This is a genomic window from Bacillus sp. FSL W8-0223 (assembly GCF_038006805.1).
Classification (GTDB): Bacteria; Bacillota; Bacilli; order Bacillales; family DSM-4216; genus Bacillus_O; species Bacillus_O smithii.
In genome coordinates this window covers 2,777,160-2,789,878 of the sequence record NZ_JBBOVX010000001.1, presented here as the reverse complement: position 1 = coordinate 2,789,878, position 12,719 = coordinate 2,777,160, and the positions used below count along the sequence as shown (strand labels likewise).

The 12,719-nt window shown below is 40.8% G+C and carries 11 protein-coding genes and 1 other annotated feature (1 of these 12 only partly in view); of the genes, 8 read left to right on the top strand and 3 right to left on the bottom strand.

Annotated elements, in window-relative coordinates; genetic code table 11:
* Positions 1 to 187: 187 nt before the first annotated feature.
* The 7 genes from murC to ccpA all read left to right on the top strand — a co-directional run bounded on the left by murC (position 188) and on the right by ccpA (position 7,685).
* Complete coding sequence (gene murC, locus NST81_RS13415) at positions 188 to 1,501, top strand: UDP-N-acetylmuramate--L-alanine ligase (protein WP_003355686.1); 1,314 nt, start codon at positions 188 to 190, stop codon at positions 1,499 to 1,501.
* A gap of 206 nt (positions 1,502 to 1,707) precedes the next feature.
* The gene (fadH, locus tag NST81_RS13410; RefSeq protein ID WP_174521046.1) at positions 1,708 to 2,499 is read left to right on the top strand and encodes a 2,4-dienoyl-CoA reductase; all 792 of its coding nucleotides are present in this window, start codon (positions 1,708 to 1,710) and stop codon (positions 2,497 to 2,499) included.
* Positions 2,500 to 3,266: 767 nt separating this feature from the next.
* Positions 3,267 to 3,749, top strand: coding sequence for a DUF948 domain-containing protein (locus tag NST81_RS13405; protein WP_048623846.1), 483 nt, complete (start codon positions 3,267 to 3,269; stop codon positions 3,747 to 3,749).
* A 43-nt stretch (positions 3,750 to 3,792) separates the two neighbouring features.
* Positions 3,793 to 4,272, top strand: coding sequence for a YtxH domain-containing protein (locus NST81_RS13400; protein WP_048623845.1), 480 nt, complete (start codon positions 3,793 to 3,795; stop codon positions 4,270 to 4,272).
* A gap of 172 nt (positions 4,273 to 4,444) precedes the next feature.
* The gene (gene ytxJ / locus NST81_RS13395) at positions 4,445 to 4,759 is read left to right on the top strand and encodes a bacillithiol system redox-active protein YtxJ (protein ID WP_082142326.1); all 315 of its coding nucleotides are present in this window, start codon (positions 4,445 to 4,447) and stop codon (positions 4,757 to 4,759) included.
* Between the two features lie 405 nt (positions 4,760 to 5,164).
* On the top strand, positions 5,165 to 6,241 hold the full coding sequence (locus NST81_RS13390) for a bifunctional 3-deoxy-7-phosphoheptulonate synthase/chorismate mutase (protein WP_048623844.1): 1,077 nt from the start codon (positions 5,165 to 5,167) through the stop codon (positions 6,239 to 6,241).
* Between the two features lie 445 nt (positions 6,242 to 6,686).
* Positions 6,687 to 7,685, top strand: a complete 999-nt coding sequence (gene ccpA, locus NST81_RS13385; RefSeq protein WP_327797784.1) for a catabolite control protein A — start codon at positions 6,687 to 6,689, stop codon at positions 7,683 to 7,685.
* Between the two features lie 267 nt (positions 7,686 to 7,952).
* Here ccpA and NST81_RS13380 read toward each other — a convergent pair whose 3' ends face one another.
* The 3 genes from NST81_RS13380 to NST81_RS13370 are packed head-to-tail and all read right to left on the bottom strand — an operon-like array spanning position 7,953 to position 10,420.
* Positions 7,953 to 9,110, bottom strand: coding sequence for an acetoin utilization protein AcuC (locus NST81_RS13380; protein WP_341030066.1), 1,158 nt, complete (start codon positions 9,108 to 9,110; stop codon positions 7,953 to 7,955).
* Positions 9,107 to 9,754 carry an acetoin utilization AcuB family protein gene (locus NST81_RS13375; RefSeq protein WP_040342025.1) on the bottom strand — a complete coding sequence of 216 codons (648 nt, stop codon included), beginning with the start codon at positions 9,752 to 9,754 and terminating at the stop codon, positions 9,107 to 9,109. The genes NST81_RS13380 and NST81_RS13375 overlap by 4 nt, the downstream gene beginning before the upstream one ends.
* Positions 9,755 to 9,787: 33 nt before the next feature.
* On the bottom strand, positions 9,788 to 10,420 hold the full coding sequence (locus NST81_RS13370; protein WP_048623842.1) for a GNAT family N-acetyltransferase: 633 nt from the start codon (positions 10,418 to 10,420) through the stop codon (positions 9,788 to 9,790).
* Between the two features lie 257 nt (positions 10,421 to 10,677).
* Here NST81_RS13370 and acsA point away from each other — a divergent pair, with 257 nt between their 5' ends.
* Positions 10,678 to 12,396 (top strand): acetate--CoA ligase, encoded by a 1,719-nt coding sequence (gene acsA / locus NST81_RS13365; protein ID WP_048623841.1) that lies wholly within the window; start codon positions 10,678 to 10,680, stop codon positions 12,394 to 12,396.
* A gap of 301 nt (positions 12,397 to 12,697) precedes the next feature.
* Positions 12,698 to 12,719: a binding site (T-box leader), on the top strand; it runs 189 nt beyond the window's last position.

Here is a 12,719-nt window from a genome sequence, read left to right as displayed (position 1 = left end):
TTTGAAAATTAAGGTCGTGAAAATGGATTGAAACAAAGACAAGAAAAAAGGAAAAATCCTATTAATAGTCACGAGCCTGAAAAAGTGCTATAATGTTTCAATATGAAAAGCTCATTATCCATTTTGAGCAAAGGGAACCAAAATTACATATAATGCTTATTGATAGACGATTGTTGGAGGGTCTGTTATGACAACATATCACTTTGTAGGAATTAAAGGATCGGGGATGAGCGCCCTCGCCCAAATTTTGTTCGATAAGGGCTATAAGGTGCAGGGTTCTGACATTGAAAAATACTTTTTTACTCAAAAAGCTCTGGAAGATGCCGGAATTCCGATTTATCCCTTCAGTAAAGACAACATTAAACCTGGTTTAACGGTTATAGCAGGAAATGCATTTCCTGACACACATGAAGAAATTCAAGAAGCGTTAAAACTTGGATTGCCGGTAATCCGTTACCATAAATTTTTAGGGGAATTTGCCCGCAAGTTTACAAGCATTGCTGTGGCAGGCGCTCACGGGAAAACATCGACGACAGGGTTAATGGCGCATGTCATTGGCGGGGCAAAACCTACTTCTTATTTAATCGGTGATGGTACTGGGAAAGGCGTTAAGGACGCCGAATATTTTGTTTTTGAAGCTTGTGAGTATCGGCGCCATTTCTTATCCTATTATCCCGACTACGCCATTATGACCAATATCGATTTTGACCATCCTGATTATTTTGCGAATATCGATGATGTTTTTTCTGCCTTCCAGCAAATGGCGATGCAAGTGAATAAAGCCATTTTTGCTTACGGTGATGATGAACTGTTACAAAAAATTCAAGCGAAAGTTCCCGTTGTGTATTATGGCTTTGGCGAAGAGAACGACTTCCAAGCTCGAAATATTAAGCATACAAAAAATGGTACGACATTTGATGTATTTGTTAGAAATACGTTTTATGGCTCTTTTGAAATTCCCTTGTTTGGCGACCATAACGTTTTAAATGCTCTAGGAGTAATAGCTGTTTGCCAATATGAAAATATTGATACGGAAATCGTCAAAGAACGGCTTCTTACTTTTGAAGGGGTCAAAAGAAGATTCACCGAGAAAAAAATGGGAACGCAAATCATTATTGATGACTATGCACACCATCCAACGGAAATCAAGGCAACGATTCATGCTGCACGTCAAAAATATCCTGATCGGGAAATTGTGGCCATTTTTCAGCCTCATACGTTTTCAAGAACTCAGGCCTTCTTAAATGATTTTGCTCAAAGCCTTAATGAAGCTGATTCTGTTTATTTATGCGAAATTTTCGGTTCAGCACGTGAAAACCATGGCAAACTGTCTGTAAAAGATCTTCAAGAGCGGATTTCAGGAGCGCAAATTATTGAAGAAGAAGACACGTCTCCGCTCTTAAAGCATGAAAATGCGGTTCTCATCTTTATGGGAGCGGGAGATATTCAAAAATTCCAGCTTGCCTATGAAAAGCTGCTAAGCAACACTTTGAAAAAATAGACAATGATGTCATGATAGTCATCGATTAGGAAGTCTGAATGTTTTAGAGCTGACTTAGAGCCCGGCCTTTTCTCCACGCTGGGATGGCGTTAGGAGGCGGCAGGCTTTAAGTCTGCTCTTTTTTTAGATGATCGGCCTTTCAGTTCATTTTAAAGTATGGTAAAATAAAAATTATCTGATTATTCTTTCTATTTAAACAAGGGGGGATAGAGTTGAAAGATCGTGTTGTGATCATAACAGGCGGATCAAATGGGATGGGAAAATATATGGCGAAACATTTTTTTCAAGAAGGAGCGAAAGTCGTTATTACAGGAAGAAATGTTGAAAGGCTGGAGCAGGCAAAAAAAGAGATAGAATCACAGGGAAATAGTGAGATATTGACGATTGCCATGGATGTCAGAAATCCGGATGATGTAGATAAAATGGTCCGAGAAACGGATCAAAAGTTTGGAAGAATTGATGTTTTAGTGAACAATGCCGCAGGAAATTTCATTTGTCCGGCAGAAAAATTATCCGTCAATGGCTGGAAAGCGGTGGTGGATATTGTCTTAAATGGAACCTTTTATTGTACAAGAGCGGTAGGAAAATATTGGATCGAAACGAACAGCAAAGGTAATGTTCTGAATATGGTTGCGAATTACGCTTGGCAGGCAGGCCCAGGGGTGGTTCATTCCGCTGCGGCGAAGGCCGGGGTTCTCTCGCTCACTAGAACGCTTGCGGTAGAGTGGGGCACCAAATACGGCATTCGGGTAAATGCCATAGCTCCCGGTCCTATTGAACGAACAGGAGGAGCAGACAAGCTGTTGGATTCTGAGGAGACGGAAAGAAAGGTTATCGACAGCGTGCCGTTGAAACGATTAGGAACGCCGGAAGAAATCGCTGCTTTGGCTGCTTTTATGGTTTCAGACAAAGCTTCTTATTTAAATGGAGAATGCATATCTTTAGACGGGGGGCAGTGGTTGAAGCAGCCGGTGTTTTTATTTGACGAGTCAAATTAGCTTGAATGTTTTTAGAAAAGCAAGAAGACTTTCGTAAGAATTTTGACAAGAAAAAGCAAGGGACTTCCCCACGCAGGGGTTGGCCGGTACTCTATTATAGACCATGTAAATTGAAATTCTATCACACCGTTTTTCGACCGCTGATAGGAGAATTGTTTGTAGTATGGCTGCCGAAGAAAGCCGGCGCTTTTTAAAAAGGGATTTTGAACATTTATTTCTCGCTAAAAGATGCGTTTTTATTCTTGTCAGTAATGGAATTGAAGCCCATTCAAACATAAAAAGAAATCGTTTTCCGTTTGAAAACTTCTATTTTGCATGTTTCATTGAATGATGTGGCAAATATCCTCTTCGAAATGCAGTATGATATGGACTTGCATGTTTCTCCAGTGCATATCCCTTTTGTTGCCATCTGTAGATTTTTCTTCATTCTTCTAAAAAACGATGAGTCCGTTTGTTTAAAAACATCGGTTTCGTAATAATCTGTTACAAGTTCCGGCCACACTTACGCTGCAGCTTGATATAGGTGGATGCAACATTGGAAAAACTCCTCGATTTATTCATTGGATAAGGCTCGACTCTACTTTATAGTCTCATAAAATCCATAAAATAGAATGGTCATCAGATTATAGCGAATCTTGATGATGAAATTGACGCCTCCCTAAAAGAAATAGTAAAATTTATGAAGGATTCGCGAAAAAGAAGTATATTTTAGAAGTTTCATTTTTTCGCCGAAATTCAATGAACAATAAGTTGAGGAGGTGTTTAAAGTGATTGTCATTTTGTACGTAAGTGTGGCGGTGATCGCTGTTGCATTTCTTATTTTGGCTCTTAGTGTATCCAGAACATTAAGGTCGGTTGACAGTACTTTAAACAGTGTATCAAAAATGTTGGATGGCTTGGAAAGCCAGTTGAAAGGAGTCACCCAAGAAACGGCTGAACTTTTACATAAAACAAATGAGTTGGCTGAGAATATTGGGGAAAAAACGAAAGAACTGAATTCGGTCGTTTACGCAGTGAAAGGCATTGGCAGTTCGATTGAGACGTTCAATCAATCTTTGAAAAAAATCACAACGACGGTAGGGTCGCAATTAGAAAAGAATCAGAATAAAATTTCACAGGCGGTCCAATGGAGTCAAGTCGTCAAACAAGTATTGGATAAATGGAAGCGTAAAGAAGAGTCGCCGGCTGCCCAAACACAGAATAACACCGTATCTGAAAGCCGCGGTTCGATAGAGAGGGCTAGAAATTAATGCCCGCTTTTTCCATCCTGCAATATGAAAAGGAGTGAGGAATGTGGAAAATAAAGAAAAAAGAAACTCATGCGGATTTTTAGCCGGTGCATTTGTCGGAGGAGTCATTGGAGCTGCAGCCGCCTTGATTCTCGCCCCCAAATCCGGAAGAGAATTAAGAAGGAATTTAACCGGACAAGCAGATGTTTTTAAAGAAAAAGCGTCTAGTTGGGTAGAATTAGCCAAAGAAAAAGGAATACAATGGACATGTTCAGCAAAAGAAAAAAGCAGTGAATTAGCTTCAGCTACAAAAGATAAGGCGGAACATTTATCCAAAACGGTGCAATCAAAATCCGGTGAAATGGCAGGCAAAATTCAAACGATCACATCCAATGCGAAAGAAAAAACGATTCAGATGGCAGATAAAGTGAGCCAACGATTTCAATCGCAGAATGGCCAAACTTTAGACGAAGTAAGCAAAAAACTGGAAGAAACGAAACAGGCGTTTGAAAAAACTGAAAAATCGGTTAATAAAAACGATTAATTTGATGTGGGAGCGGTGAAATGGTATGATGTTTTCACCCTCTTTTTTTGTCAAACTAGTTTTTTGTTATATGAGTCTATCAAGTGATGACGGTATTTAAAATTCATGTGATCGGCTTTCTTTGTATAAAAAGGCTGGCTGCCTTCCAATAATGATTGCAAAGGTGATGATTATGAATAAAATAGAAACCATTGAACAGTTTGAACAATTGCTGACAAGGGAACCACGCGTGTTCTTTTTAAAGCATAGTCTGACGTGTCCCATAAGTGCTCATGCTTATCGAGAAATGGACCAATTTTTGCGCGAACATCCAAGAGAAAAGGGGTATTTTTTAGCTGTCCAAGAATCCCGGGAGCTATCCAATTACATCGCTCGAAAATTTGGAATCCAACATGAGTCGCCACAAGCCTTCCTTTTCATTAATCAGCGTCCGGTATGGTATGATTCTCACTACCAAATCACGGCTGACACATTGGCAAAAATTTAGATTCAGTGGAATTTCCAGTCTGTTTTTGCTGCGGTCATGAGCATGCTGGCCGTTATTTTCATAATATTCATAAATAAACCTGGCATTTTGTCGTTAGCAGCGGGGGTGTCCAGCTTCGTTTTGGACCGTAAGAGAGCTGCCGATAATCGTAGTTTATCTCTAACGGTTAAAAGTTTTTATCAATAAAGGCGTATTATCCAGTTTTTATACAGAATACTTTATCGCTTAAAAGCGTTTAATTGTTGAAGCAAATTTTTCGTGACAATTTAAAATATATGATTTATAATTATCACTAAATTATCGCCGGTGATAAAACTTATACCAGTGAAGGGCTGGGAATTCACTTTTGCTAGGTGTCATCATAAACTAAAAAATATTCAGCAAATTGAGAAGGGATTGAAGGTCGTGGGAAATCAAGAGCTCGAACAATTAAGACAAAGAGTGGATGAAATTAATTTAAAATTGCTCGAATTGATTAATGAACGTGCCAAAATTGTTCAAGAAATTGGACGTGCGAAATTGCCGCAAGGGGTGAACAAATACGATCCGGTTCGCGAAAGAAAAATGTTGAACACGATTATTGAGCGAAATGACGGACCGTTTGAAAACTCTACTATCGAGCATATTTTTAAAGAAATTTTTAAAGCGAGCTTGGAACTGCAGGAAGATGATCATCGGAAAGCTTTGCTTGTTTCACGTAAGAAAAAACCGGAAGATACGGTTATTGAAATTAACGGTGAATTAGTAGGCACGGGTCAGCCGACGTTTGTATTCGGTCCATGTGCCGTTGAATCGTATGAGCAAGTAGCGGAAGTGGCTCAATCCATAAAGAACAAAGGATTAAAGCTTATTCGTGGAGGGGCGTTTAAACCACGCACTTCTCCATATGATTTCCAAGGACTTGGGTTAGATGGATTAAAAATATTAAAGCAAATCGCAGACGAATTTCAACTGGCAGTCGTCACAGAAATCGTCAATCCGGCTCATATTGAAATGGCGCTAGATTACGTGGACGTCATTCAAATCGGAGCCCGCAATATGCAAAACTTTGAACTTTTGAAAGCGGCAGGCTCTGTGAAAAAACCGGTTCTACTAAAACGCGGGCTTTCCGCTACTTTGCAAGAGTTCATGTATGCAGCAGAATATATAATGTCGAGAGGAAACGAACAAATTATACTCTGTGAACGCGGAATTCGCACTTATGAAAGAGCGACTCGCAATACATTAGATATTACGGCAGTGCCAATATTAAAACAAGAAACGCACTTGCCGGTCTTTGTAGACGTAACTCATTCTACGGGCCGGCGCGACCTCTTGCTTCCGGCTGCAAAAGCAGCTTTAGCCATTGGAGCAGACGGTGTGATGGCGGAAGTTCATCCAGATCCGGCAGTGGCGTTGTCTGATTCCGCTCAACAAATGGATTTAAAACAATTCGACGAATTTTACAATGAAATTTTAAAAGCCGTTCCTGTCAAAGCATAGAAAGTAGACCTTTCTTATTTGCAGAGGAAAACGATGGCACTTAGACTAGAATAAGCGTACAGCAGTCTGATTCAACTGGTAGGACATACCATGTTGAATCAGACTTTTTTATTAGAATATGTCGTTTTTGGAAAAATAATAAGAAAGGGAGAAAAGAAAAGGCTATAATGAAGATGAAATGGAGATATTACAAAACACTAGAGAGGAAAGGCTGGATGATTGTCGGGATCATGCATTCAACTATAGCGATAAGAGTTTCTTGAATGGACTTTGCGGAAAAATCGCTTTACTTTTCATTGCATAATGAGAGGAATTTAAGGTATTATAGGAGAACGAGACCAGTTCGTAAACAATTTCACAAAGTTTTTTACAAGAAAAGCTTTTTATTTCCTAGGTTTTAATATAATAGAAATAAGAGGAAAAGTATGAAGGAGTGGGAAATGCAGTGACTGTTACGATATATGATGTAGCAAGAGAAGCGAATGTTTCCATGGCGACGGTTTCAAGGGTGGTGAACGGAAATCCCAACGTGAAACCAACGACAAGAAAAAAAGTGTTGGAAGTGATCGAAAGATTGGGCTATCGTCCGAATGCGGTAGCTAGAGGGCTGGCCAGCAAAAAAACGACAACAGTCGGTGTGATCATTCCCGACATTTCCCATATTTTTTATGCGGAACTGGCCCGAGGAATTGAAGATATTGCCACCATGTATAATTACAACATTATTTTGAGCAATTCCGATCAAAATAAAGAGAAAGAGATTCGTCTTTTAAACACGATGCTTGGCAAACAAGTGGATGGGATCGTGTTTATGAGCGGGACCATCACAGAAGAACATGTAAAGGAATTTGAACGTTCGTCTGTACCGATCGTTCTGGCGGGATCCGTTGAACAATCCAATCAAATCCCTTCTGTTAATATCGACTATAAACGGGCCGCTTATGAAGCCGTTGAAATGCTGACGAAAAAAGGGCATAAACGTATCGGTTTTGTGGCTGCACCTTTCAACAACACCATCAGCAAGGAATTTATATTCGAAGGTTATAAAGAGGCCTTGAAAGATGCCGGTATTTCTTGGAAAGAAGAATGGCTGTTTGAAGGGGACTACACATATGACTCCGGAATGGAAGCTTGGGGAAAATTCCGGGAAAATGCAGAAAAGCCGACCGCTATTTTTGTCAGCAACGATGAAATGGCATTAGGCGTTGTTCATGGAGCGCAAGATGACGGTGTTCATATTCCGGATGATCTGGAAATCGTTAGTTTCGAAAGTACAAAGCTATCGGTGATGGTTCGACCGAAATTAACAGCTGTCGTACAGCCGCTTTACGACATCGGAGCTGTTGCGATGAGGCTGCTGACAAAATATATGAACAAAGAGGAAGTGAAAGACCATATTGTTATACTGCCACACCGAATTGAAAAACGGAATTCTACAAAATAAGGTCCAACAATAACCAGCCACGATCTCCGTCGCTGGTTATTGTTGGACCTATTGCATTTAGGAATATAATTTCCCCTTGCTTCTTTCAATCAAGAGGAAAGCAGGGACCATATTCAACTCCATTCACAAGAGACAAATAAAATAGTGATCTAATGCTCATAAGAAGAAACATAGCACTTGTTCAGCCAGTCGGATAGGGGTTTTTGATTGGTTCTTGTTTAAAAAATGAAAATTCGAATAATATTTTTTATCAACTGACGGTTTCGTTTAATGTTCATGCCGCAGCGGGTAAAGTGCTTTTTCTACGGTTAGGCGGTTTTTTTCCGTAATTTCCTGTTTGCGGGGAATGGGTTTGTAGATTCCTTCAGGGTCTTCCCAAGCAGCAGGCAATGGAACAGGCGATTTTTTCGACCACTTCGATATCCATTTTTCTGGTAAAGGACCGTTAAAATGATTATTGTCGGTCATCTCCAGCCAAATTCGGGACCATGCCCGGGGAACGACTCTCCAAATATCATATCCCCCACCCCCTACGGCAATCCAGCGGCCGTCGCAATATTGATGGGCAATGGCGTGGGCTATTTTAGGAATGCGTTCATAAATTTTCATGGTAGTGGATAAGTGGGTCAAAGGATCATAATAGTGGGCATCCGCACCGTTTTGTGTCAAAATCACATCCGGTTTAAAATAGGCCGCGACTTCCCAAATGGCTGTTTCATACGCATGGAGCCAAGATTCATCTTCAGTGAAAGCATCCAAAGGGATGTTGAAGGAATAGCCGTAGCCTTTTCCGTTTCCCCTCTCGTTGATATTTCCAGTGCCCGGGAATAAATACCTTCCCGTTTCGTGGATGGACAACGTACAAACATTTGGATCATCATAAAAAGACCATTGCACACCATCGCCATGATGAGCATCGGTGTCTACATACAAAACCCTGGCATGATATTTTTCCAGCAAATACTGGATAGCGACAGAACTATCATTGTAGATGCAAAAACCGGAAGCTTTTCCGCGAAATCCATGATGCAGCCCTCCGCCTAAGTGAACGGCATGTTCGGCTTTGTCGGTCATGACCCAATCAACGGCTGTTAATGTTCCTCCTACCAACAGAGCGCTTGCTTCATGCATGCCTTTAAAAATGGGAGTATCCTCCGTGCCGAGCCCATATCCTTCGGCAATATCCGGGGATAGTTGTCCTTCTCCGGCTTTTTTTACCGCTTGAATATAAGAGGGATCGTGGATGAGGGTAAGCTCTTTTTCGGTGGCGATCCGCGGCGGAATGATATGTTCTTCTTTTAAGGCGTCAATGCTTTGCAATAAATCTATTGTCAAAGTGATTCTAAATTGATTGAACGGATGCTGATTATGGAATTTATAAGTTAATAGATCGTCTGAATAAATAAATACGGCCTTTTTTTTCATATGGAAATCCCGGGCATATTTGGCCATAAAACCGTATGCCCTTCCTTCTTTAATGCATGGATGAGTTCGAGAGGATTCATCGTTTGAACGCGAAAAACAAGAATTTTATATCGTTCATCCTTTTTGTCGGGATATACAAGAACGCTCAAAACATTGGCCTTCTGTTTATGAATCACGGTCACGACTTCGTACAGAATGCCTGTTTTATCAGGGACTTTTACTTCAATTTGGGACCCCGGCTGATTGGCTCCCGTCAATTCCACGAATGTATGGAGGACTTCTGTCTCGGAAAGGATGCCCACAAGTTTGCCGTCTTGGACAATGGGCAAACAGCCAATTTGATTGTCGTAGAAAAGATAAGCAACTTCTTCTACAAAGTCTAGAGGATGACCTGTCACCACTTTTTTGATCATAAAGGAATGAAGGGGTTTTTTCAGAATTTCTTCCCTTATTTCTTTTTGAAAAATGGAAGATGTGATATTTTTTAAATCCCGCTCGGTTACAAGACCAACTAAATGTTGTTTTTCATCCACAACCGGAATATGGCGGATTTTTTTAGATTTTAACAATTGAAGTGCATCTCGAATTGAAGCATCGGGGGGAAGGGTATAGACTTCCTTATTCATAATTTCTTCTACGATCATCATCATTTGCCTCCTTATCCTTTGACACAAACTTTAATACATAAAGCGGTTCATGAAACGAAGCTGATCGAATTTCTCAATGGATTGGGGGCTGACCCTTTTTCCTATCCTTGCCATCAAACAGTTGGCAGGGTGAGAACTGATTTCCGGATCATCGGTTGCATACCAAACAAGACCGCCGGCATTCATCATTTTTTCCATCACTTTTCGATATTCCCAAACATTTAAACCGGTGCCTTTTAAGTCCCAATGCCAATAATATTCCGTCGTTATAATAATATAGTCTTCCATGGCATCATCCATCATGGAGACTCGCAAAAGATTCTTTCCTACTCCGAATCCCCGATATTCGGGAATTACTTCAATGGCTCCTAATTCAATAAGATCTTCCATGTTTCCTTCTGACCAGCGTTCTAGAGGATCAGGATATAGAAAGGTTACATAACCGACTATGGTTTGACGTTCCCGGGCGATGATAATTCTTCCTTCGGGGAGATCGGCAATTTCGATCAGCGCTTTATGCTGCTTTGAAGGCTGGCGAAAAGCGACAAGATCTTTGTGAAACTCTAAGTTTGCCAGCGTGTTTGAGGAAATCGGGCCTTCAATGATTAGTTCTCCTTTTGGAGTTTCCATTTTAAGAGAATGATACGTTTTTTTATGTTCCATCTGGTCACCACCTTGAAATCTTACTTTCATTATCTTATATAAGCACTATACCGGTAAACTATTTTTGCAAACTTTTCGGATTATTTTTGTTTTTTTGACAAAAATGGTATAATCAAGATAAGATGGAAAGGCAACGATGAAAAGAGGGAAATGACGGGATGGCAGAATCATGCAACATATGAAATTTTTAAAAAATTGAGAAAAAATAATAAATATAGTATAATAAAATTGTCATATTGAAAGGGGGAATCGGTCAAATGAGGTTGGAAGCGTTACCAGTCGTCGAAGGGGATTTCAATTTAAAAAATTATGAGGAAACTTATCAGTCGTTTGATTGGAAAGAAGCTGAAAAACATTTTTCTTGGTACGAAACGGGAAAAGTCAATTTGGCTTATGAAGCCATTGACCGCCATGTTGAGACTTTTCGCAAAAATAAAGTGGCTCTCTATTATAAAGACGCTGAAAGAAATGAAAAATATACGTTTAAAGAAATGAAAGAATGGACAAATCGGGCAGCAAACGTTTTGAAGGAGTATGGAGACGTTCAAAAAGGAGACAGGGTGTTTATTTTCATGCCCCGTTCGCCTGAACTGTATTTTGCCCTTTTAGGGACAATCAAGACCGGTGCCATCGTCGGTCCATTATTTGAGGCCTTTATGGAAGGGGCGGTAAGAGACCGGCTTCAAGATAGTGAGGCAAAGGTGCTGATCACTACAACGGAGCTTCTGCACAGGGTGCCCAAACAAGATCTTCCCGCTTTGAAAAAGATTTTTCTGGTTGGGAAAGATATTCAAGAAGATGAGACACATATCGACTTTTTGGCCAAACTGAAAAACGCCAGCAAACGGTTTGATATCGAGTGGGTCGATCGAAACGATGGTTTGATCCTTCATTATACTTCAGGGTCTACGGGAAAGCCAAAAGGTGTCCTTCATGTTCATAATGCGATGATCCAGCATTATCAAACAGCCAAGTGGGTGCTCGATTTGAAAGAAGACGATGTTTATTGGTGCACAGCGGATCCGGGCTGGGTAACGGGGACGTCTTATGGAATATTCGGACCTTGGTTAATGGGAGCATCAAACGTGATTGTGGGCGGACGTTTTAATCCTGAACATTGGTATAAGACGATTGAAGAGTTCGAGATTACCGTTTGGTACAGTGCTCCAACTGCTTTTCGCATGCTCATGGGAGCAGGAGATGAACTCGTGAAACAGTTCGATTTAAGTTCGCTCCGCCATATATTGAGCGTTGGTGAACCGTTGAATCCTGAAGTGGTGCGATGGGGAAAGAAAGTTTTTGATGTTCGCATCCATGATACGTGGTGGATGACGGAAACAGGAGCCATTATGATTTGCAATTATCCATGCATGGAGATTAAACCAGGATCCATGGGCAAACCGCTTCCCGGCGTGAAAGCCGCCATTGTGGATGACAGAGGAAACGAACTCCCTCCTAATCGGATGGGGAATTTGGCCATCAAAAAAGGTTGGCCTTCCATGATGTATACGATTTGGAAAAATAAAGAGAAATATGAATCTTACTTTTTAGCCGGAGATTGGTACGTATCGGGGGATTCCGCATATAAGGATGAAGATGGATATTTTTGGTTCCAGGGACGTGTGGATGATGTGATTATGACATCGGGTGAACGAGTAGGACCTTTTGAGGTAGAAAGCAAATTGGTAGAGCATCCCGCAGTTGCCGAAGCGGGGGTCATCGGGAAGCCGGACCCTGTACGCGGGGAAATTATTAAAGCGTTTGTTGCGTTAAGGGAAGGATATGAACCTTCTGATGAACTGAAGGAAGACATTCGCCAATTTATTAAGAAAGGCTTGGCGGCTCATGCCGCTCCGAGGGAAATTGAATTCCGCGACAAACTACCGAAAACACGAAGCGGAAAAATTATGCGCCGCGTCTTAAAAGCTTGGGAACTAGACTTGCCGACTGGCGACTTATCCACAATGGAAGACTAGTTCGAAATCGTTGTTTCATTGTCTGCATGTACAAAACGAAGTGAAGAGGTCTTTTCCTTCCTTTTGTGAAAAGGGCTGACTGTTTGCTTAGTCAGCCCTGTTTTTTGCTTTTGCTCATAAGAGAATGATTGACATTAAGGTCGTTGTCATAGCTAATGCCGAGATTTCTTCGATCCAAGTGATCCAATAAGCGGCTTGAATGGCAAATGACTTTGCCTAAATTTTTACGTCGCATTGACAATCCTATATAACTGTGATAAAAATTCATATATGAACGAATGTAGAATGACAAATGAATCGTGGAAAAGCCGTGAAGGGAATCA

Excerpts from the sequence above, each read along its gene's own strand:
- NST81_RS13380 (WP_341030066.1), bottom strand. The coding sequence starts at position 9,110 with ATGAAAAAAAAGGCCGTATTTATTTATTCAGACGATCTATTAACTTAT.
- ytxJ (WP_082142326.1), top strand. The coding sequence starts at position 4,445 with ATGAATAAAATAGAAACCATTGAACAGTTTGAACAATTGCTGACAAGG.
- acsA (WP_048623841.1), top strand. The coding sequence starts at position 10,678 with ATGAGGTTGGAAGCGTTACCAGTCGTCGAAGGGGATTTCAATTTAAAA.
- NST81_RS13370 (WP_048623842.1), bottom strand. The coding sequence starts at position 10,420 with ATGGAACATAAAAAAACGTATCATTCTCTTAAAATGGAAACTCCAAAA.
- NST81_RS13375 (WP_040342025.1), bottom strand. The coding sequence starts at position 9,754 with ATGATCGTAGAAGAAATTATGAATAAGGAAGTCTATACCCTTCCCCCC.
- murC (WP_003355686.1), top strand. The coding sequence starts at position 188 with ATGACAACATATCACTTTGTAGGAATTAAAGGATCGGGGATGAGCGCC.